This is a genomic window from Halospeciosus flavus (genome assembly GCF_029814175.1).
GTDB lineage: Archaea > Halobacteriota > Halobacteria > Halobacteriales > Halobacteriaceae > Halospeciosus > Halospeciosus flavus.
In genome coordinates, this window is record NZ_CP122312.1 from 2,161,052 (window position 1) to 2,183,819 (window position 22,768).

Here is a 22,768-nt window from a genome sequence, read left to right on the forward strand (position 1 = left end):
TTTCATTGACCGCCTCCGCACGACTGACGTCGTGGGATCTCTCGTGTTCGGGGTTGAACAGTTCGACACCGACGGCGAGTTTCATCCAATCTCTCTTCCACCAAGCCATGGCTTCGAACCGACTAGTTCCGCTTCTGCTGCGTGACGTCTGGATCCATCCCCGCGGCGTCGAGTGCGTCGACCCACGACCCGAACACGCGGTAGAAGGGCCGCACCGAATACTCGCCGTGCTCGGTCATGTCTTTCTGTGACGGCGACCGACCGAGATCCATCGCAAGCTCCTGGAGCGCCTCGACTAAGTCCTCGCGCTCTGCGCGGCCGTCAAGCAACTCGGCGGTCCCGGCCTGCCCGGCCGCCTCGCGGGCCTCTAACCAACTCCCGAAGCGCCGCGCGTACGTGGTTGCGGCGAACTTGCCGCGCTCGTCCATGTCCTTAATCCGGGGTTCGTGCCCGAGTTCCTCTTCGAGGCGCTGGAGTTCGGCGAGGAGTTCCCCGTCGCTCACTTCTTGGTGGTTCGGCTCGAAGCCGGCCAACTCCAGGGCCTCGTTCCAACTCCCGAAGCGGTTGTAGTACGGCGTCGAGGAGTGCGGTCCGGACTCGTTCATCCCGGTCGAGTCGGTGCGCGACCCAACTCCGCCCCAAATTCCCGGAGATCGTCGAGGAGCTCGGTCTCCGAGAGAGACTGACTCATTCCTCAATATAGACAGCCCACCGACTAAAGCGGGCGGGCTTCGAGCAACCGTTCGACGAACGCGGTCGGGATCAACACCGACTGATCGCGCACCTCTACATCGTCACAGCCGATTGCCTCGAAGAAGTCGCCGAGTGCGCGGTGGTAACTTTCTGGCCGGTCGCGATGACTGACGACTCAGACGTTGGCCCACTCGGTCCCGCGGACCGCGACCATCTCGGGGGCGAACGTGAGCTGGTGGCGCCGCGACACGACGTCGAGGTAGTCGGGGAGGCCGGTTACGGGCCCGTCGCCGACGGGCACGCCGAACGCTGCCAGGACGCGCCCGAACAATTGACCGTCCTCGCCGGGTCGGTACTCGGTGGCGCCGTGACCACCCTCGCCGTCGCGATAATGATGCCACCCGAGGTCGAGATTCTCGAAGAGCGTCTCTAGATCGTTCGGTGAGTTGGGCGTGAACTGGACGCCAAACTGATTATTGAGCGAGCCACGAGAGATCGTCCGCGCCACCGCGCGATTGAACGCCCGGAAGATGTCACTTTCGCTGGTGAGTGGGACCCACTCGCGCTCTTCGGCACGCTGGAGGCCGCTCACACAGTCGGGTCGGCTGCCGTCCTCCAACTCCGGATGCGCCCGACCGGCGCTTTGAGGCGGTTCACGATCGCGTCGCGCCCGAGGTCGGTGCTCGCGTGCAGGTCGAGAAGCTCGTGGTACTGCTCGACGACAGCCCACGGGTCGGCGTAGGCACTGTAGGTCTCGACGAATACCTGAGGCGGGACGAGCGTCGCCGCTCCGTGGTCGTGATCGTGGTTATCCCTTGGCCGAATCTGCTCCACAATCCGGATACGCGTCGGTGATGGATAGCCCTTCGTCCCAGTATCGATTGTCGAGTGCGCCACACGCTTTAAGTAAACCGACGGTGAATGTCGAACCAACCCGGCGTCGCAAAAGGACGGACGGCCGAGGGTCGCCACCTCGCCAGGGGTACGTCCCTCACACGAAGCTATGGTTGACGGAACCATAAGCGTTCGTCCCAAGTCGACAGCCGTGGTCCAACAACCATGAAAATAGACATACCGGAACTCGACCTTTCGGACGACTCACGCGGTGTATCGCCAGTTATCGGTGTCATCTTGATGGTCGCCATTACGGTCATCCTCGCCGCAGTAATCGGGGCGTTTGTCCTCGACCTCGGTAGCAATCTCGGTAGCACCGGCCCGACAGCACAGCTAACCGTGAGCGACGCAAGCGCTGACTTCGCTACCGGGACTGCTGGTTCAGACTTCGCCTATATCGAACACAAGGGCGGTGATGCCATTGTCGCCAGCGAAGTTAAAGTCCTGATTAAGCAGGGCGGCGAAACACAAGTCACACTCAATCCTGCATCCGGTGGTGCTAGCTCGAACATGATCGTCGCTGGTTCCTCAAGTAGTACTTCCTCCGTCGGTGCGAGCTCCGAACTAACTGTCGGTAGTACCTGGTACATCTCTGCAGATGGGACCGGCACGTCTGCTGTCTCCGACGGCGAGTACACGATTCAGGTCGTCCACACACCGTCGCAGTCGATCCTGATCTCGTCGAAGGTCCAGATCAGCTAAAATAACCAGCTACTATATTCTTTGAGCACTCACAACTGAGTAGCAACATTCTTCCCCAGTCTACGGTAGAACACTAGGTTCGTAGAGGCGATCAGAGTTGCTATACTTTATTGACATTATCAGAGATGACATACAGCTCTTCGAGAGATGTAACCGGTTGATTCAAGGTGACCTTCCACTGTTCCTCCACCTGTCCGTTCTTTAATCTTGCACACTTGTCTCTCGTACTGGTTGAGGATTAATTATTTCCTTGGATCCATCTGAAATATATAGAAGGTGTTGTAGTCAGGAAGAGAGGACGTGTTCGCAGTAACCTTATAAGTAATCGCTGACTCGGAGTTGTACTAATTTGTCGCTACCAGTGAGCTGCTTCTCGATGAAACGTTTTGATGCCTCTCAGCGAGATCGATAACGCGTTGAGAAACTAGTGTTGCTTCAGGCGTGATCTGATAGCGTTAAGATGCTGAACGACTTCTCATGAGGAGAAAACTGTATTTCGTCGAACTGACCGATGAAGAGCGTGCAGAACTCGAAACGTTGGTTTCAGCTGGCAACCACAGTTCCCAAAAATCAGCCGAGCATGTATCTTATTGAAATCCGACGATGGCTGGAGCGATCCGAAAATTGCTGACACCCTGGACTGTAGCCGTGCCACCGCCCAGCGCACACGTGAACACTTTAGCCGACAGCGACTCAGAGCCATCGAACACAAGAAACCTAATCATATCTCCTCGGGCAAACTCGATGGCAACGCTGAAGCTCATTTGATTGCGTTGGCGTACAGCGAGCCACCTAAAGGGCGTGCTCGCTGGACACTTCACCTCCTCGCAGACTCCCTTGTCACTCCTGATGAGATCGACGTCAAGTCGGTCTCACACGAGACCGTACGACAGACCTTAAAAACGAACTATAGCCTCACCACTCCACTCAGTGGGTGATTCCTCTGGCCAAAACGCCAAGTTCGTCTGCCGGATGGAAGATATTCTCGCGCTCTACCACAAACCGTACGATCCTGCTCGGCCAGCATCTGCTTCGACGAAACCAACAAGCAACTCCTCAGCCATGTCCACGAACCACTCCCGGTTTCGCTAGGAGCGGTCACTCGGACCGACCACACGTATCGAAGAGGCGGAACGCACAACCTCTTCATGATGAGTGAACCACTGATTGGCTGGCGACACGTTGAGGTGACCAAGAAACGAATCAAGATCGAGTTTGTCGAGCAGATGCACCAACTCGTCGATGTGCATACGGGTGCGGAACGTATCCGGGTGTGCTCGACAACTTCAGCACCCACACCGAGTACGCTTCTACGAGTTTCTCTCGCCACAAGAGGCTCGTCGCCTGCTTGTAAAGCTAGATCTTCACTTCGCGCCACCGCACGGGAGTTGGCTCAATATGGCAGAAATCAAACTCAGCATCCCCATGCCTCAGTGTCTTGATCAGCGGGTCCCAACGCAGCGACACTCCGTTCGAAGGTCACTGCATGGGAACAGAGTCGGAACGGGGTAGACTCATCCATCGACTGGTAGTTCACAATCGACGACGTCCGTATCAAACTGCGCAGTCTCTACCCGGTCTCAACTGACGCTTGAAGCAACACCAGACGGCACCATGTCTAGTCAAATATTTCACTCTTTCACCCACTGAGTTCTAATACCTACCTATCAGTTACAGCCCCTCAGAGACAACTTATTTCTCAAAAAGGAACAAATCCTATTACGTGCAACTGGTGAGTCGTGGTGCAGTCATCGTTACTGTTTCAGTTATCGTCCTCGTAACCCTCGCAAGCGGCCCAGTCATAAGTAGCATTAACCTTACCACTAATCAATCGGATACAGCCTCATTCGACGATGGAAACATTACTGTAACAGACGTCACTATCCCGAACGACAGCTACACTTTTCACCAAGGAAATTACGGCTCAGCGGCCTACTACCTTGAGACGCCAGACACCACACTCACCCTTAAATCAGTCACTGGCTCACCACGACTTGTCTACAAACTCCGAATACCGGCGAAGAGCTATGTCGTCGCAAAGACGACCTTCATCCGGAACAATGCAACTGGTCAGTTCTCTCTCACCGGTCCAAGTGACACGTTTAAGCCTTCGACAATTAATCAATCAGAGTACCGTGGAAAAGTCACTATTCTCGTTCGCTCTGGAATGGAGTCACGTGTTCTCGCGACAAAGAACGTGACTATTGAGGTATCCCGATGACCGCTCTTCGCGAACGACTCTCCAATTTGGGTACCTCAATCACCCAAACAATCTTCGGCGATCGTATCGGCCTCGTAGTCTTCCTCGTTGGCCTTCTCTTCCTCACACTCACGTGGCGAGTTGGCTTTTTCATCAACGACAACTACACTATCGCCAACACCTATATCGCCCTCAGTAATGGCCACCTTGACGTCCGAATACTGCAATACGGACCATCCACTGGAAACACACCTGGCATGCACCTCGTCGGAAATGACCTCTATGGGCGAAATTATGGCCAACTTATCACCGCACTTCCTTTCCTGTGGGCCATTCAGGGGCTTGCTGCAATCACGGACATCCGGATTGCACTCACTGCATTATGGTGCCTTGGAGTACTCACTCTTTTCGTATTCATTGGTGACGAACTTGGCAGACCGACTGAGTTCCGTCTCCTAGGCTCATCCGTCGCACTCGGAGCCTTCCTCGGGAATACATGGGTCGCAAGCAATCTCGATCCACGCTGGTATCCAATGCTTGCCCTCCAAGCTGCAACGATGGCGGCGGCCGCACTCACGGGCGTCATCCTCTATCGACTCCTCACCGAGATACATGACCGACGGGTCGGCATCGGAGCGGGCATCGCGACAGCTATTGTTTCACCGGTCGCGTTCTGGGCAGCAATTCCGAAACGACACGCCCTTTCAGCACTCCTCGTCGTCATCACACTCTATGCCTTCTACCGAAGTCGCACACGAAGTGGCACGCCCGCAACTCGGTCGCACGCCGTCGCCTACGCTGCACCGGTCGCACTCGCCTGGACACATGCAGCAGAGGGGGCCATCCTGTTCGCCGCACTCCTCGCTGTCGACCTCACAACTGCACCGTTCGGGAAGTGGTCACGGCGTCGACTCGCGTCTGTGGGTAGCGTCTTCATTGTCGCACTCATACCGATGTTCCTCACGAATTACCTCATCGCAGGGAACCCATTGGAGCCACCGCGGATGCTCCCCGGCTACGACGGCACGCCAACCTTCGAGCAGCTCGTCGGCGAAGCAGAGGGTTCCACAGAGGGGGGGCAACACACCCAGAGTACGCAAGGAAATTCGGGAAGTCAAGCCAGTGAGGCAGACCTCCAAAGTATACCCACAACAATTCTTGCTCTCCTCATGACGGCTCTCAGCCGAGCGGACCTCGTACAGAATCAACTCGTCGAGGGGCTCACAGCCATCACTAACCCTGAACGGCTGTACCACGTCTTCATCCGGAGTGGCTGGCTCGGCCACACGTCCATTCGCAATAACTCCGAGGCGATCACCCTCACTGTGCTGGAGTCACTCCCGCTCGCCGGCACGCTCTTCGTCCTCCCGGTCGCTGCAGTCTCCCACTATCGAAGGAAACTGGAGTGGAGTAGACAGCTCTCACCGAAACGCGCAACCGATGTACTCGCCGCCGCGATTGCAGTCGCCTTCGCCCTCATCTACCTGCCTGTTCTCCCACTCTACGCACAGATCACTCCTCGCTATCTCCTCCCACTGTTCCCGCTCGCCCTCTACGGCGTTGCCCGCCTCCCAGCAGTACGCCGCGCCCTCCACGAACGCCTGCTTCTCTGGACCTATGCAGTGGGCGTCTTCATCGGTGGCCAACTCCTCATCGTGTGGGTCGCCCTCAATATCAACGGACTCGGGGAGGCAGTCCAGCTGCACGCAGTCCTCAATCTCGCACTCGCTGCACTCCTCGTCGCATGGATCGGCGCCGAACGAGTACTCAATCAAGAGTTCCCCCGAACTGGCGCCTGCATCATCGCCCTCTGTGCAGCTGCAGGGACCCTTTTCGTCCTCTTCGCACGTATCGAGTATTTCGCAGTCGGCGAGGGGCCAGTCCTTCCGCTCGTTCGAGAGCTGGCCCAGCGTCTCGACCTCATCAGCTGACTATTTTTGTTCTCACCCATACATTTATGTGAGACTGTGACTGAGAAGAGAGTGCACGGGCGAGTGAGAGGTTGTCAAACCATCACACTGTTCAGGGTGCCGTGCGACACACACCACCCTGCAACTGTCATCCACGCCCGTGCATTCCACGTTCCAATAGCTGTTGCTCAACTCTTGTAGCCGTGTGACAGTCGTCTCGAACAGCGACGCTGATTCGGTCGAGGCGATCAGCGAAACTCGCAACTTGAGTCGGTGCGGCAGTCATCTGTGACAGCGAAAGCAAGTGCTACCTGTTCTTGCAGATGAATCCGTTATCACCCGCTGCCGAATAGGGGGATAGTCTTCTTGGCGAGCAGCGGGCGACATCAATTCCATCACCGCGGACGCAATGCCATCTCGACTGTCACAGCTCGCCCCCAGTCGACACTCTACTGTACCCAACTATAGCATCATCGACGGCCATTAATTTTATCGTTAAGAGGTAAAAATAGAAGATTGTGAAGTCAGAAACCAACGGGTGGAGTGTCCGAACAGTGGGAATCGCTACACTACTGTGCCTTCTCTTGGCAAGTAGTACAGTCGGTGCTGCAGCGCTCAGTTCGCCGGCGCACGTGACGGTCTCGCCAGTCAGTGTTTCAGATAATAACCCAGTGACTGGGCAAGCAATCACGGTCACGCCGACTATCAGCCATTCGCGCACGGGTAGCGGGAGTTTCGAGATAACGGAAGTGACGCTCGTCGACGCAGATGGGACAGTGCACAGTATATCTGATGAGCTCGGTACGCTCGGTGCTGGTGATGCCGTTACTGTCCCACTCCAGGCAACCTTCGAAACAGCAGGAGCAAAACAGCTGACGATCAATGTCCGCGGGAAGCAGTACGACGCTTCCGGAGATCTGGTTAAGTCCGTCCATATTGAACATCCAGTGTATGTGACCGTCTCGAAGCCAGCACAGCCAGCGAAAACGAAGCCACAGGTGCAGATTCAGACTGAGCCGGCAGTTGTCGGCGCCGAAACCTCGGTTGCAGTCACCGTCTCAAACGGCGCAAGTCATCCAATAACGAATCTCTCGGTCCAGTTGCTGAGCCCACGCCCAGGAATCAACAACCAGACAACGATCCAGCCAGCGCTCGGGGCTCACAATGAGACAACATTCGACTTGACGATTCAACCGCAGGTATCGGGCAAGCAGTCGCTCAAGGCGATCGTTCAGTATGGACAGTCAAAGTCGGTTGTCGCCACAACTACGATTACACCCTCACCGCTCGTCGATAAGACGACGGTCTACGCAACTGTTGTTGAGCAAAACGGATCCGCTCTCCTCCAGTATCATGTGACGAACAATGGGAATGCACCGCTCACGGACGTCTTCGTGACAGGAGAGACTGGTGGCACGGACCTCCCAGCAGCTACAATCGAGTCTGTGAAGCCAGGGACATCTGAAACCGCAACTGTCCCACTCAACGGACATCCGTCCGGTAATGCAACCATCACTGCGACATACGAAATCGGGACCTCAACGGGTGAAACCGCTCAGACCGTACAGTTCGATGATACCACAATTGAAACTTCGAACTCGGGGATAGTTCCCGGTGGGCTACTGCCCTTCCTCATCGGAGGCGTGTTCGTAGTTGGTTCGTGCCTCGGATACTTCGGTCGAAGACTGGAGTAGCAATACAGTGAAGGTCCGAAGCACTTTCCCTCAAGAAGTGAACGGAATGCGTGAGTAAAGCGGCGTCAGTGATTCTTTGAAAGGGAGTGTTGGTTTCCTCGTCATACGAGAAATCCGCCCTTGCCGCCTAGTCTGATGGAGAGGTCGTCCCGAGAGGTGGCGTAGTCGCCTCGACACACCACGTGATTCCATCTGAACTGCCTCCCCATCGAGTGATCGCAAATTGGTCTGTGTTCGCCTCTAGCGAAGCCATCGCTGCGCCGACCCGCTTCACTGATACGTCGAGTTCATCGGCAATATGTCGGCTCTTGACGTAGGTTGACCCGTCCTCAAGGCACATTTTCAGGTAGTCCGTAATGTGCTTCTGTAGCATTTCAGGACTTCGAGCAGACATACTAGCTCTATTCATAGATTTGCGCATCAATTTTGTGGGACAGTGTGCACAGTGACTGTGAGGAAACGCTCCCAGCCGCAACGAGCAACTAGCGGAGTAGGGACTATTCTGTACCAGTCGTTGGTCGTACAGCACATTTATTCACGATGGGAGCTGTACCTAGCCACGGAACACCTTCAGTACATGTTCCACACTGAATGAAGAAATATCATTGCTAACAACTAGTGCTGATATTCAAAGGGGCGGGGCGCCGCATGTGCTTGCGCCCCGGAATGGTGGGTAGGGATGCCAGCGTTCGGTTAACCGGTGGGGCTCACCGGCCAATAATACATACAACTCCATCGATTAAAAATCTTTTTATCAGAGTATAGTGGCTCGAATACTTTGAGTGCCACATTCAGAGTTCGACGTCGAGACCAAACAGAAAGCACTTCATGCTCTCACTCGAGCATCCAAACACGGAGCTTGCTTAACAGTCATTGGTCGTACAGCACATTTATTCACGATGGGAGCTGTAACTAGCCACGGAACACCTGCAGTACATGTTCCACACTGAATAAAGAAATCGTATTACCAACAACTGTTAAACCACTCCAAGCAAGATTCCGTGCCACTATCCGCATGAGCACCGGTGTGGCTTGTGTCCATGGGGCAACTCGTCCCAGGACACGTCGTTGTGAGGAAGAAAGCACTTACTGACTATTCTCCAAGGAGACGACATGAGATCTACCCGTCGGGCAGTCCTCGCCACGATACCATTGTCGCTCGCCGCCAGCGGATGTATACAACAGTCACAGTCACAACCGAAGGTTGTCTCCAGCCGAATCTCAGCGGTCCACGACGAGACCTTCATCTACACCGTGACCGTTGAGAACCCAAATCCCTCGAAAATATCGACCAATCTCTATGTGATTTGCCAGATTGGCAGTGAATATCAGCGTGTCAGATCGACACCCGTTGAGCTCGGTGCGACCACGACTAAAGCGTACGATCTCCAGTTTGATCTTCCACCCTCAAATGTAGATGGGAGTAAGCGTACATTTCGACACGATTTCAGAGATGACTAGCGCCGCTTCAGCGGCTTCGAGTCGGCGCCTACGACTTCAATAGAGCTGGGCTTTCTGTTTCTGTGTCGGGACTTGCCCCCCACGTGGGCGTACGATCCCAGACTCCGCAGGCGATTTCTCTTCGCGGTTCGGAGTGTCCCACACCTACCAACTGGACACCCGGCCACAACCGACCGTACGCACTTTCTCTCGTACTTGGACACTGCCGGAGATGTGGTGAGCATCGGACTCCCGCTTTCGACCGCGCGAGTATGAATACCGATGAACGGGCAAGTACCGTGTCCGGGCTCTGTCTCTCCTCTCTGCTCGCGCCTTCGGCGCTCACTGAGGAAGTGCGCTTAGCGCCCTCCCCCCAGAAGCTAACCGAGGTCAGTCAAGTCGACTTTTTTGTTTACACAAGGGATATATTGGATCATTGGTCTTTAGTTAGGCCTCACACCTCGGTTGCGTAGCGGTAGCAAGCGTTTCTTGGAGAATTGGTCGCTGCTTGTGGATCTTCTGCGCGTCTTCGATCAGCCGCTCCAGCAACGGCGGTGGCGAGTAGCCGAGGTACTCACCGAGTTCGTGGAGGATGAGCTGGGCGTGCGACCGGAAGGTCGCCGCCCAGCGTTCCGGCGGAAACACGATCTCCTCGTCAGCCTGTTCGGTGACCAGATCCAACAGATCACGGCTCACTAACAGCGATAACAACGCCGCATACAGCAGAATTTCCACGATATACGCCTTGCTCGTGTCGAACTCATCCAGGTTGTACTGCGTCTTCAACTCACGAAACAGCAGTTCTACCTCCCACCGACAGCGATAGATCGTTGCGAGATCCGCTGGCAGGAACTCCTCTCTCGGCAGGTTCGTGATATACAGATGGTAGTCGTCGGCGTCCTCGTCGCGGACGCCGACGACGCGGAACCGCTTGCTATCCCATGACTGCGTGCCGGCGTACTCGCGTCGCTGAAACGTCGCTTCCACTTCGACATCGATGTACTTCCGGTGGAGGTCGTCCACGACATCCTGGATCTGTTCGCCCTCCAAGGGAATGGCGTCGCCACGCCATTCCCGTAATTCCGCCGTTATCTCCGGATTTGCGTCCGGTTTCAGCCGACTCACGAAGTACCCGTCGTTTTCGTCAATCAGTGCAAAGCGGCGGTACTTGAAGTACGCTTGATCGAACAACACCAACCGGTCTTCGAGCCACGGTCCCGTGGAAAACTCGGTGCTGTCGTGTGCTTTCTCGTCAGTGACGCTGAACCGGCCGATCGTCTGCTCGGTGACGTTGTGGAGCAGGTGGAGCCGCGCTCCACCCTGCTCCCCTCGCCGTGGTTCGAAGTCCTCTGAAAGAAACCGATGCAACCGCAACACCGTGCCGTCGGCGATCATCACGTCACGGAACCGGTCAACATCGACGTCAACAGCATCAGGAACAGCGACCTCGTCGATACCGTGCTCGACGAGGTCGCAGAGATACTCCGCAAACGTCGGCGTCAACCGCTGATGGAATCCGCCGGGTGAGAGTGTCTCATCGGCAGTAGCGTTGTAGCTGCGCCGGAACCCAGCGAGTGTTCGGCTCTCGCCTGCGGCGAAGCCGAACACGAACGACCACACGAGGGCGGGCACCTGTGTCTTCCTGTCGCGTTCGACCACGCCGAGTTCCTCGGCGTGCTCTTCGAGGAACTCGGAAGGAAACAGTGTAGTGAGCCGACGCATAATCCGAGGTGAGGGGGTTTCGTTGTGCACACTCGACACCTCCTCATTCCTTCCGAAAAGTAGCCTCGATAAGCCGCCGCTGTCACGCGGTTCGTCTCCTAACTAAAGACGGATGTATATTGGATTCTGTTGATGCACGTATCATGTCGCTACCGCCACATGCCTCACTGAGGGTTCTCGTCGGGCTATTCGCTGTTGCTGTCCTCCTCGCAGCAAGGCATACTCTCAGACGTTTCTGGAGCGGAATGCCTGCACTGCCAACGTTAGCAAAACGGATACTGCAGCAATTCGTGACAGACCTCCAAACTCGGTCTGTCGTGCAATGGTGGTTCGGCGTACTGAGCGTGGGTCTGGTTATGGTGAGTCTCCACTACATTTGGTTAGCACACTCACTGTACGCGACGATTCCATGGCTGGATATCCCTGCCCATGCAGTGAGTAGTGCGGGCGTCGTCGGCATTCTGATTCTCGGACTCCGAGAGACATTTCCGGACTACATCTCCAACTGGTGGGTTATCACCATGGTCCTCGCGATCGGTGCCGGATTCGAGATTTATGAATTCCTCGTCAAAACGTTCTGGTACCACTGGACGCTTACAACTTATCTCGAGGATACCGTTCTCGATCTCCTGATCGAGATGCTCAGTGCCGGCATCATCGTTCACCTCAGCTCCTCACTTAAGCGACAGCGTAGATATACACCACCCTCGATGTATCCGCGAAATCGTTGACATCGCTGACCGCTAGTCGACAGCCGAGTTCCAACTTTAACTTGACTAGAGTTGGGCTGTCCCGGAACCTTCTCGACTCGCAGTAATGCGGACGTAGAATGCGATTGTGAAAGTCACTCCAATAGCACCAATGATGATCGTGATGAGGATGGACAACAGGACAAATCCAAGTCGCACACCTAACGGGGCAGTGCTCATCTGATTGAATGCAGCACCAGTGAAGAAGAGGTAGCCGATCGGAATCGAGGAGATGAGCGCACCAAGAACGAATGCGAGAACGTCGAATCCGATGACGGTAACGAGATTTTGACGGACAACGGAATAGCTTCGTTTTAGAGAGTCAATAACCCCTTCGTCGTCGACCACAATAGCTTGGGCGTAGAACTGAAAGAGAAATCCGACGACGAGGATGACGAGCGCAAACAGTAGTCCAACGATTCCGATAACAGCGAGGACAGCGAGAGAGACCCCACCAAATCCGGCGCCCCCACCGATGACACCACCGAGAACCAGTGCGAAGACGAGAAAGGCAACTCCGAAGCCGACGATGAAGTACACGACGAAGAAGAGTAGCGACACTGCAAGGAGTCGAAGATAGTACTGCTTTCCGCCGCTCCAGAATCGAGAAAGGGATGTCGAACCGGTTAGCCCATCGAGTGCCATCGATAGGAGACCACCCATGAAGAATGGAAAGACGAACACTAAGAGCAGGTTGTACGCCGACGAAACGAGTTGAAGTGCGGGACTGCCGGATATTTGTAGCAACCAGGCCGGTACTTGCACAAGTCCGTACAAAGTCGCTGCGACAAACAGTATCGGGTTGCGCTTGAGGGTATCGACGGCGTCTTGGAGAGCTGAAACGACGGCCATACTTGATGAATATTCTCTACCAACTACCTTTTTGTGGATTTCCGGTTTCAAAACGTTACTTGAGTTTCTGGATTTTCTGACATCTCTATACGGTTCGAGCTGCGGTGATGGGGCTGGCGAGCAGATATGAGTGGGCTCGTGAGCGGGTGACTCCCGAGGACTCAAAATCGGGGCCACTTGACTCTCACACCGAGTTCGCTATTCAGCACAGCAGAATATCCGGGTTCGCTATCGGCGGTGGATTGTGGAGGGTTGTCGGATTCATCCCGCGCCTAAAGGCGCGGGTATTCTCCTTGCATTTTATAAATGATTTGTTGAACTACTGCACCGTTGCACCGCACGCAGGACACCGAGTGTCCTCCTTACTCTTTTCAAGATCTTGTTCATCACCAGCCCATCCACACGCCGGACATAGCACCACATCAGATGACATAGATTGAATGGGTGGCCAAGAAAACTTAGTGCTAGGGTCCAGCTCTCGCCCCTATCAGTTGTTGGTAATACGATTTCTTTATTCAGTGTGGAACATGTACTGAAGGTGTTCCGTGGCTAGGTACAGCTCCCATCGTGAATAAATGTGCTGTACGACCAACGACTGGTATTCACAAACCGGGCCGCAACCAGCTATGGAACGCCTACAGTCGGTAGTTCCCATCGAGTCAGCGGATAGTTACAACTGACGAGGTTACGTTCGCAGAAATCGTCTGGATGGGTGTTGTGGAATTTCTCTACCACCCAGACACTGTTCTTACGGCCTCTGACCTTGAAACCTTAGCGCTTAATCTACTCGCAGCGATTCCAATCCCCGGAGTCGAAGGCTGCGGCTTCGACTCCGGGATCATCCGTCAAACGCTGCTGCAAGCTGCTGTCGATCAGAAGTCCATCAAAGCCGTCACAGATACCACTCGTGGAAGCTACTCCGACGATTACACCCTCAAACAACTGCACACCGTTCCAGCAGACGACCTCGAAGCCGCCGTCAACGACATCTTCGCTCAACAGGCGGCGATGATCCTCGGCCCCGGTCCGAGGATCATCTGCCTCGACTTCGTCGATATCCACTACCACGGTTGCCCACACGCTGACGCTAGCGAACTCTGTCACACGAAACCCCGCGATGGCACCAGCAAGTGCCATCGCTACCTCGCTGGATTCGTCCTCTGCCGGGCGAAACCACTCGTCGTTGCCGTCACGCCCGTTCGTGGTGATGAGTCGAAAAGCGACGCGGTCGAGCGACTGCTCGACCACGTCGCGGCCCTCCCGTTCACCGTGGCTGGACTTCTCGCCGACCGCGGCTTCTACAACGGTGCATCAATCGAGCGACTGGATGCCGTGGCACCAGTCGCTCTTCCGATCGTCCGCCGTGGGAAGCAGGTGGCCGAGAAACTGGACACGACGGTCTCCTACTGGACGGAGTACGTGATGTACGAGGGAAGCGAGCGGGAACTGCGCTTCCCGCTCGCAGTGTGTGTCTCCTACCAACAAGGCAACCGAGGCAAACACGGGTTGCTCGTGCGGGCCTACGTGGCGTGCGATCTGACCGATCGCACGCCGAAGGAAGTTGAAGCTCTCTACCAGAAACGCTCAGCCATCGAGACAGCCTTCCGGACGATGCGTGAAGCGCGTGCGCGGACAAGTACAACCGATCCAGCCGTTCGGTTGTTGTTCATCCTTGTGAGCTTCCTGCTGCGGAACCTCTGGGTGATTGTCCGATGGGGCGTGCTCGCCACGCCGCGACGCGGCGGGCGAGCACTACCCGTCTGGTTCCGCTTCGAGGTGTTCCGGGAGTGGGTTGATCACGCTCTTGACGACACCTTGAGCCGGAAGTGGGAAGCACCAACCAACGGTGTCGGAATCCCGCCGACCTACAGCGAGCTGGACGCGGGCTGAAGCTGCCCGCGTCCAGCGGCAGCCCTGTACATGAGCGACAGCTTCGCCTCTTGTCTGGGTTGACGGCGCTCTCACTGGCGTGAGAGCGCCGTCTTTGTTCGACTCATTGAATCGGTCGCTCTGATCCCGTTCAGTTCCTTCCAGAAACCGAGTCAGCAATCAGGAACGATGGGAACTACCGACAGTCCCAGATCCACACTAGATAAAGAAATAGTATCACAACAACTAACAACTGATATGCGCCCTCCTCTCGAGTACGTCCGAGAATGCAGTTGTGACAGCTGGGAGGACGTCTGGGAAGCGATTCAGCTGGTTCTGTATGCCGCCTATTTCCCACTCCTCTTGGTCGGACTGTTCGTTTTGCCGTGGCTTCTAACAGCCTACACTGGCCTCTCGTTGGCCGTCGCGATCCAATTATCAGTGTTCGTCGTTACGGCCGGCTATGTGCTCGGATTCCTTGTTGTTTTTCGCTGATTTCTCTCGCTCGCCAGAATAGGTTGGGTAGTGGTCCAATTGCGTTACTTGATCGCCCAGAGGATCTTCGCGAGCCCTACAGATCGGCTTCAGAGTGATCTCCGGACTCAGTGAGTTCGTCGACTCGTAGTCACGTGATCGCGACGCGATGGCGGTGCACAGCGCGCATAGTCACGAGAGCAACGCTCTCGACACAGAAAGTGTCGGTATGGGTTACGTCAAAAGAAAAAACCGCGACTGCGGTCGTGATGACCGGTTACGCCGGTCAGGCGTGATTAGTGTGCCTTAGTTCTCGCGGCGGAGCACGAGAAGCGCAGCACCGACGAGTGCGACGAGGGAGACCATGACGCCGAAGCCGGGCGTGCCACCGTTCGTCGTCGTGGTGGTCGGCGCGGCCGTCGTCGTGGTCGTGGTCGTCGTGCCCGTCGTGGTCGTCGTGGTGGTCGTCGTGTCAGACGGCGTGGTCGTGGTCGTCGTGTCCGTCTCCTCGACAACCTCGATCATCGTCGACGCGGACGAGTCCTCGGCCTCAGCGTTGACGCGGTAGGTCGTTCCGACCTCCGCATCAGCGAGCGAGACCGTCGTGTTCCACGTGCCGCTCATGGTGACGTCTGCCTGACCGCTGGCGACGATGTCACCAGTGTCAGGGTTCGTGATCTCCACGAAGACCGTCGTGTCCGGACCCAGGTTCGTCGTCCCGGAGACCGTCACCTCACCCTGCGGGACCGTACCCGTCGGGCTCGTGATTTCCAGCGACGGACTCTCGACCGTCAGGTTCGCACGTGCGATTGCGTCGTCAACACCAGCGCCCGTGTGCTCGTCGAGGATGACCTCGACAGCCTGCTTCTGCGTTGCGGAGTTGCTGATGTTGTTGATGAGGGACTGCGGATCTGCGGACAGGTCACCGTCGCGGCCGGAGCCAACGACGATGAGGTTCCACTGACCCTGCTGACGGAAGTTCGAGAGGTCCTTCTCGTAGGTCTGCTCGTCGTCGTCAACAGAGATCGACTCTGCCTGAATGTTGCCAGAGGTCGCTCCACGCGGACCAACGCGGTACACGTAGACGTCTTCCTGGCCGACTGCAGCACCGAACAGCGTAACCTCGTTGCCGCTCACGTCAGCGATCGTCGACCGCGAGAGCTGTGCGGAGAGGTTCCCTTCGACCGTCCGGATCGAGGTCGAAGTCGTCGTTTCGAAGTTCTGCCACTGGTCCTCGCTGTACGTACTGTCGTACGTTGCGGAGGCATCAGTCGTGGCGTAGAGACCGATCCGGTAGGAACCGGGGATTGCGAGCTCATCGCTCGCAGTCAGTTCGACCTCGTACGTACCGGAGCTGAGGTCATCGTCCGGGTTCGTCTCACCGGGGATCTTGTGCCAGGTCTCACCGACCTTGACGTAGGCACCAACCTGTTCTGCTTCCTGGGCAGTGCCGTTAATCGTGAAGTCGGTGCTCACCGGGACAACGCTCGGCGCGTCGCCGACCGTCATTTCCATCTCGGTGACTTCGAGATCGACTTCTTCATCAGCTTCACCGTAGCGCGTGTCGGAGACCTCGACGGTGATCGTCGAGTCCTCTTCAACGTACTGCGTGTCGATGCGGACCTGACCGGTCGCATCTTCGCCGAGTTCGATCTCGGCGACAACGGTGTTGTTTGCGGAGTCGTACGTGCGGTCAACAACATCACCAGTGTCGTCGAAGACCTGCGTGATGTTGCTGGCGTCGAGGCGGTCGAGCAGGTTGCTACTGTCGACGCGGACGAAGACGTTCTCGCCAGGCGAACCGGTGACCGTTCCGACAACCTTCTCGCCCTGGACGACGGACGTCTTGTCGAGCGAGATGCTGGGGTCAGCATCGCCAATCGTGAAGCTCACGGTATGGGATGCACTGTCGAGTTCGTCACCAGTAAGCGTGACATTGTACTGCTCTTGGTCGAGCGTGCCAAGGTTAGTCAGCTGGAACGTCGTGTCTGCCGTTCCAGTGTAGTAGTAGTCACCGCTAGCCTTCTCGATGTACTGGGAGCTCGTGTCGACGAGGTCGCCAGTGATTTCGACACCGCTCGAGTCCTTGATCGTGATTTCGAGGCGGTCAGCACTCCCGAAGTTGTAGTCCGGGTTGACCGTGAGCGACGACTGTTCAGTCGTCACCTGACCGTTCGTGACTTCAGTGTCCTCAGCGGAGCTAAGGTACAGGCTGACGTCGCTGAACGTCGGCTCGACAACACTATAGTCGACACCATCGTTGGTGTCAGTCGAGACCTGGTAGCCACCAGTCACGAAGTTGTTGGCCGACGTGAAGTCAGTCTTACTCGGATTCTCAACAACGATAGTCCGAGCATCGTCACCGGTCTTCTCGAACGTGACACTGCCGGTTTTCCCGACGTCGGGGACGATGTTCACGTCTTCCTCACCCATGAACACGGTCACAGGATTGTTGTAGACCGTGTTGTAGTCACGCGTAGAGGACGAGGACGATAGGTCGGAGACCGTAAGGTCCGGGCTGAGGGTAACGTACCCGCCCGTGGACTCGTCGCTACCGACAACTTTAGCGAGAGTCTGACCAGTGTACGTCTGATCGCCCGTGACCGATGGTGCACGGAAGGAAACGACGAACTGAACCGAAACAGTGTCGTCCTGAAGACCACTGTCGGTCCCCGTCTTGATCATGACCTTGTTAGTGGACGAGTCAACAACGGACATCCCAGAGACCTCATAGGTCTGAGACGCGTTTGCGATCGTCCCGCCCGAGATAGCAATGTTCTCGAGGCTGTCGGGCAGATCAAGATAGAACTCGTCAGTGTTACCGTCAGCAGTGTTCACATCCTGAGCGGTATACGTTACTTTGTACGAGCTATACGATTCTCCCTCATTAATGGGATCAGTCTCGTAGAGACTGACACCAGAGAGGGTCCCTTGGGTGCCGCCACCAGGAACGTCGGCGGCCTGATTTGCCGCAGCTGCTCCCCCGGCGAACGCGATGGACCCTCCGAAGACGGAGATGACCATCAGCGCGGCGAGGAATAGGCCGCGGATCTTATTGTTTGTGTCTGTCATGGTTAGTTCGATGCTCGCTGATTTGCCGGGTCCTCGACCCAGACGGGGTCGGGTACTACGGCGCCCTCAGCTAGCCGAGGGGCGGGTAGGGGTATCCGAACAAAGACCTGTGTGTGGTATATGTCTTGTGGTGAATGCCTTCGATATCGGCCGCGAGAAGGCCTGCGTCATTCATTCACACACCTTTCGATAATTACTCTCCACGAACCAATACTCGACGACCGAATCACGGCGAACAAGCGGAAAAACCACCAAAACGATAGTCCTCACTCCATCGGGTTGACGAGACTGTCCCAGACGACGAACGCCGATGGCGTCACGATCACTGACGTGATGTAGGAGTAGAAGATCGAGAGTGCAGTGATGACGCCGAACTGCCCAAGGATGGGCGTAATTGCGAGCGCGAGCACGCCGATACCGGAGACAGTCGTCAGCATACTGCCCGTGAGTGCCCCACCTGTTCCGGCGACCGTCGAGCCCATCGCTTCGTAGAGGTTGTCCCCCGTATACTCGTCGACGAAGCGGTGAACGAAGTGCGAGGAATAGTCAACACCCATCCCGATCGTGATCGAGAGAATTGTGGCCGTCATCGCATTCAGCGGAATCGCCAAGAAACGCATCGTACCCGCGATAAAGGCGAGGGATAGCACGATCGGAACGAGATTGACGAGTCCGACTGTTGCGTACCCCTCGAATAGCCGGAAGATCGCGAGGAGGAAGACCGCGGCGGCGATCAGCGCGAGTGCAAGGCTTTGCAGGGCAGACTCAAGGATGGAGTCAGTGATCTGCTGGAAGATAATCGACTGGCCAGTCGCGGTCGCATCGTAGCGATAGTCATTGGCAATAGCCTGTGCGTCAGTCGTGACCTCGGCTTGGGACGCACCGGACTCGATCGTGTAGACCACGCGCGTGCTTCGATAGGATGGAGTCAGGTAATTGTCGGCCCGATCACTGTATGGGGAGTCGAACAGGCGGTTATAGATCGTTTTGAGATTGTCGTCGGGGATGCCGTCATCATCGACGTCGTTTCGCGCAACGAGCGCTGCGAACTCAGCATTCGCCTTGGCATAACTATCGATGACATCGATAATGCTTGACGAGCGGGCAACCCGATCCTCGGCCGCGAAGGTGCTCGGCGGGTCGCGATTTGCACGCTGAATCTGTTCAAGCGCATAGTCGCGCGTCATCTGCCCCTCCACGTAGACGATGACCTGACCACCCCCAGTTGTCGCGAAGTGTTCGTCAAGATAGTCGATCGTCGCCGTCGCGGAGTAGTCACTCGGCTTGAACGGCTCGGGAAGGCTCTCGAGATAGTCCGGGACGTCAGCTGGTGGGAGGAAGTCTTCCTGACTGAATGATGTATCAACACCAGTCCCGTACGCGCCCGCGACGGCGGCCGAGAGAATCGCGAGTATCAAGAATGCTCGCGGCGCTCGCTTCGCGATAAACACTCCAAGTCTGAGAGCACGCCCGAGCATGGACTCCTCAGAGCCGAGGGGACGCCGCCCGAATGCCGGGACGTTGTGGCGCTCACGCCATCTGTCAAGCAGGACCTTCCCGGCTGGGAGGAAGACCCCGAAGATAACCATGGTAAACGTAATTCCGATTGCGGCGACCAGGCCGAAACTTCGGATTGGAGGGAGTGAGCTCGTCAGATTCGCGGCGAATCCGAGGACGGTCGTCCCGGTAACAATGAAGAAGGCCGGAAGGAGTTGGTCCGTCGTCACCAACATGGCTTCATCAGTTCCAGCACCGTCAGCCCGTTCCTCACGATAGCGGTTGACCGCGTGGATACCGAAGTCGATACCGACGGCTAGGAGAAGTGGTGGCACGGCGACGAGCATCTGGGAAAACGGAATTCCCAGTAAGCCCATAAAGCCGAACGTCCAGATGACGGTCATCACCAGGGAAACGACGCCAAGGAACAGGTCAAAGGGATCCCGATAGGAGAAGATCAGGAAGAACAGAATCAGGAGGGCTGCAGCGGGCACGACGATAATCAGGGAGTCAACGATCACGTTTGCGAACTCCGCGGAGATCATCCCCGATCCGAAGACCGTAATATCACTGTTGACACTATTGACGACGTGCTGGACGTTCTGCTGAATCGCAGTGAGTGGACTCGTTCCGCTGGCACCAATCGCAGAGCCACCTTCGCCAGGGATGCGGTGCGTAACAACACCGATACTCCCAGAGGCGGTCGCGGACTCCCGGTTAAAGTCCTCACTCAGCGATTGGGCGATTCCCTTCTGTCGGGCCGCCTCTTCGACAGCGGCATCAATCTCTTGGGGTGTCGCCGCCTGGAGCGCATCAATCTTCTCGGCAGTTGTGTCGGCCTGTGGGTTGAGCGTTGTCGCGATTGTGTCGGCCACACTCGACGTTGCAGAAACACGAAGGCCCGGGCGCTCCGAAATACGCTTCTGGACGACTAACATGCGGAGCAGCGAGGACTTGGAGAGGACGTTCTGGTTCCGCTGGATGAGCTGCGTTGAGCCGGTCCCAGCGGCGAATGGATCTTCGAACTCGCGCTGGACGTCCTCGTAGGCCTGCATCGCGGGGCTTCCTTCGGTGAACTGGGACGTCCCGGATTCCGTCCCGATATTGCCGAGGCCCGCAGCGAACACCGCTGTCAGTAGTAGACAGGCGATGATGACTGTCTTGGGCTCCTCGACGACGAGTATATCGATCCGGTCGATGACGTCTTGATAGTCCATCAATTAGTTCTGGAGGTACCAGTAGATCCCGCCCGCGAGGACGACCAGCAGGATGACGACCCCGCCGATGAGGATCGGTGATGGGCCGCCACCCGCAGGCTCGGACACGTTCGCGGCGACAGTATACGTCTCGGAGAGCTGCTGGTCACCATCCGGGGTTTCGTACTGGAAGTCCATCGTGACCGGGTATGGTTTCGCGAGTGCGCTGCCAGCCACACTCAGCTCGAAGCGCATGTTGACGGTTTCGCCCGGAGCGATCGTGGGAGCGAACGCCGTATCGTCGCTCGTCGAGAGCGGATTGTCGACGAATATCTTTGCGTTCACGTTCGACAACGGCTCATTGCCGTTGTTCGTGACCGCAACGGTGACGGCTCCTGCGGAGCCCGCAGTGAGTGAGACGTCGACTGGCTTCACAGTGAACTGCTTGCGCTCCGCGGCGACGGCTACCGTCGCAGGGATCGAATCACTCTGCTGTGTCTCACCGGCCTTGTTCTGATACTCAACGGTAAATCGGAATTGGTGGGGGCCTGCCTCACCCGAATCGCTGACCTCTACGGGGAAGGAAATCTGCGTTGATTCGCCAGCCGACAGCTGTTCCAGGGCGAATTCTGTGCGCTGGGGATGAACCGCATCCGCACTCGTCGACAGCTTGGCAACAGCATTCGAGACAGTGCCTGGACCCTGATTCGTGAGCGTCGCTGTGACAGTCCCTTCTTCACCAACGCGGAGATTCGATGAGATATTTGAGAGCGTGAATGTCCGTTCTGGCTCAACAGTCACGCCCGTGGTGAGAAGATTCGACTCCGCGGCAATTCCTTTCGGCGTCGTGTAGTTCACCTGCATCTCGATCGGATAGGAGCCAGCCGTCGAACCATCTGTAGATCCGACCTTGATGGACCCGTTGTAGGTTTCACCCGGCTTGAGTTCGGGAATGAAGACCCGCGCCTGCTGCTGGGCCTTTGTTTGGCTGCCGAAGTAAATCGAGCGGTCCGAACTTGAGAATTCGACCGAGGCACGGTGTGCAACCTGTTCACCAGTGTTCTTGATCGTGAATTCGTACTGGCCCGTATCACCGACGAGCAAGTTGCTTGTCTGAGACGAGATAATGGAGAACTGCGGGCGTGCCTCAACGACGATCTCGACATATCGAGTTGTCGTGCGTGAAGAGTCGACGAATTCGATATTCGAGTATCCTCCCTGGGAGGACTGGTAGTTCACCATCGACGTATAGTCGTATTCGACACGGACAGGGACCTTGTACCGGCCCGGCTTGAGTTGCTCACCGACTTCGACAGTGAGTGCAGCCGTCTGTACACTCCCACTCGCAATCGAGCCAAGAGTAATCGTTCCGGATTTGACGTTGACTGGTGCGTTGAGTTGCTCATCCAACACGGTTAGTTGGACATTGCGTGCCTCAGTCACCTGCTCGGTGAATTGGCTCGGCCCAGATTTCCAGATATTGCCACTGTTCACGACTGTAACCCGGACCCGAGCTTCTTCACCAGCCTGGACATAATTGTCCCCCGACGAGAGGGTGATGCTCGGCGATCCGATAACCTGTTCCGTCCCGTCAGCGACGGCCGGAACGACGGGGATTACGAGGAGTGCCACCAGAAGGATGGCACCAATTGACTTTTTCTTAGTCATAGGAGGAATCGTATTGTCTCATACACTTCACCACTCGGGGATCCGCTCCAACCCAAATGTTGAATGTGCATTCAGTCACCTCGCAGTTCGGAAGTAGTACGTAAGTTCCTTTCGAATACCAGTGTTCCAACCCAGA

16 protein-coding genes and 1 pseudogene are annotated in these 22,768 nt (G+C 56.4%); 7 read left to right on the plus strand and 10 right to left on the minus strand.

Annotation, left to right across the window (positions count from 1 at the left end; genetic code table 11):
- Positions 1 to 122: 122 nt before the first annotated feature.
- The 3 genes from P0Y33_RS11305 to P0Y33_RS11315 form a co-directional block, all read right to left on the minus strand.
- A complete protein-coding gene (locus P0Y33_RS11305; RefSeq protein WP_279527504.1) occupies positions 123 to 605 on the minus strand; it encodes a homing endonuclease associated repeat-containing protein in 483 nt (160 codons plus the stop codon).
- Positions 606 to 868: 263 nt separating this feature from the next.
- The gene (locus P0Y33_RS11310) at positions 869 to 1,285 is read right to left on the minus strand and encodes a hypothetical protein (RefSeq protein ID WP_279527505.1); all 417 of its coding nucleotides are present in this window, start codon (positions 1,283 to 1,285) and stop codon (positions 869 to 871) included.
- A complete protein-coding gene (locus P0Y33_RS11315; protein WP_279527506.1) occupies positions 1,282 to 1,527 on the minus strand; it encodes a hypothetical protein in 246 nt (81 codons plus the stop codon). Before P0Y33_RS11315 ends, P0Y33_RS11310 begins: the two co-directional genes overlap by 4 nt.
- A 225-nt stretch (positions 1,528 to 1,752) precedes the next feature.
- On the opposite strand from P0Y33_RS11315, the gene P0Y33_RS11320 reads away from it, so the two are divergent.
- The 5 genes from P0Y33_RS11320 to P0Y33_RS11340 all read left to right on the plus strand — a co-directional run bounded on the left by P0Y33_RS11320 (position 1,753) and on the right by P0Y33_RS11340 (position 8,093).
- Positions 1,753 to 2,289, plus strand: a complete 537-nt coding sequence (locus P0Y33_RS11320) for a type IV pilin N-terminal domain-containing protein (RefSeq protein ID WP_279527507.1) — start codon at positions 1,753 to 1,755, stop codon at positions 2,287 to 2,289.
- A gap of 590 nt (positions 2,290 to 2,879) precedes the next feature.
- Positions 2,880 to 3,227: a helix-turn-helix domain-containing protein gene (locus P0Y33_RS19140; RefSeq protein WP_279527508.1), complete on the plus strand. Its 348-nt coding sequence runs from the start codon at positions 2,880 to 2,882 to the stop codon at positions 3,225 to 3,227.
- A 785-nt stretch (positions 3,228 to 4,012) separates the two neighbouring features.
- Entirely contained in the window at positions 4,013 to 4,510 is a 498-nt protein-coding gene (locus tag P0Y33_RS11330) for a hypothetical protein (RefSeq protein WP_279527509.1), read from the plus strand.
- The gene (locus P0Y33_RS11335) at positions 4,507 to 6,420 is read left to right on the plus strand and encodes a hypothetical protein (protein WP_279527510.1); all 1,914 of its coding nucleotides are present in this window, start codon (positions 4,507 to 4,509) and stop codon (positions 6,418 to 6,420) included. The genes P0Y33_RS11330 and P0Y33_RS11335 overlap by 4 nt, the downstream gene beginning before the upstream one ends.
- A 728-nt stretch (positions 6,421 to 7,148) precedes the next feature.
- Positions 7,149 to 8,093, plus strand: coding sequence for a COG1361 family protein (locus P0Y33_RS11340; protein WP_279527511.1), 945 nt, complete (start codon positions 7,149 to 7,151; stop codon positions 8,091 to 8,093).
- Between the two features lie 127 nt (positions 8,094 to 8,220).
- On the opposite strand, the gene P0Y33_RS19235 is transcribed toward P0Y33_RS11340, so the two are convergent.
- Both P0Y33_RS19235 and P0Y33_RS11345 read right to left on the minus strand, forming a co-directional pair.
- On the minus strand, positions 8,221 to 8,514 hold the full coding sequence (locus P0Y33_RS19235; protein ID WP_456071060.1) for a DUF7123 family protein: 294 nt from the start codon (positions 8,512 to 8,514) through the stop codon (positions 8,221 to 8,223).
- 1,466 nt (positions 8,515 to 9,980) lie between these two features.
- Complete coding sequence (locus P0Y33_RS11345; protein ID WP_279530111.1) at positions 9,981 to 11,255, minus strand: IS4 family transposase; 1,275 nt, start codon at positions 11,253 to 11,255, stop codon at positions 9,981 to 9,983.
- A gap of 143 nt (positions 11,256 to 11,398) precedes the next feature.
- On the opposite strand from P0Y33_RS11345, the gene P0Y33_RS11350 reads away from it, so the two are divergent.
- Positions 11,399 to 11,986: a hypothetical protein gene (locus tag P0Y33_RS11350; protein ID WP_279527512.1), complete on the plus strand. Its 588-nt coding sequence runs from the start codon at positions 11,399 to 11,401 to the stop codon at positions 11,984 to 11,986.
- A 45-nt stretch (positions 11,987 to 12,031) separates the two neighbouring features.
- Here P0Y33_RS11350 and P0Y33_RS11355 read toward each other — a convergent pair whose 3' ends face one another.
- On the minus strand, positions 12,032 to 12,856 hold the full coding sequence (locus tag P0Y33_RS11355) for a DUF7847 domain-containing protein (protein WP_279527513.1): 825 nt from the start codon (positions 12,854 to 12,856) through the stop codon (positions 12,032 to 12,034).
- Between the two features lie 708 nt (positions 12,857 to 13,564).
- Here P0Y33_RS11355 and P0Y33_RS11360 point away from each other — a divergent pair.
- Complete coding sequence (locus tag P0Y33_RS11360; protein WP_279527514.1) at positions 13,565 to 14,746, plus strand: ISH3 family transposase; 1,182 nt, start codon at positions 13,565 to 13,567, stop codon at positions 14,744 to 14,746.
- A gap of 759 nt (positions 14,747 to 15,505) precedes the next feature.
- On the opposite strand, the gene P0Y33_RS11365 is transcribed toward P0Y33_RS11360, so the two are convergent.
- From P0Y33_RS11365 to P0Y33_RS11375, 4 genes and pseudogenes are all read right to left on the minus strand, one after another.
- Positions 15,506 to 17,632 (minus strand): PGF-CTERM sorting domain-containing protein, encoded by a 2,127-nt coding sequence (locus P0Y33_RS11365; RefSeq protein WP_279527515.1) that lies wholly within the window; start codon positions 17,630 to 17,632, stop codon positions 15,506 to 15,508.
- A gap of 543 nt (positions 17,633 to 18,175) precedes the next feature.
- Positions 18,176 to 18,271, minus strand: a pseudogene (locus P0Y33_RS19145) (surface glycoprotein); the annotation flags it as partial.
- A 266-nt stretch (positions 18,272 to 18,537) separates the two neighbouring features.
- Positions 18,538 to 20,988, minus strand: coding sequence for an efflux RND transporter permease subunit (locus P0Y33_RS11370; protein WP_382217768.1), 2,451 nt, complete (start codon positions 20,986 to 20,988; stop codon positions 18,538 to 18,540).
- Entirely contained in the window at positions 20,989 to 22,632 is a 1,644-nt protein-coding gene (locus tag P0Y33_RS11375; protein ID WP_279527517.1) for a COG1361 S-layer family protein, read from the minus strand.
- Positions 22,633 to 22,768: the final 136 nt, after the last annotated feature.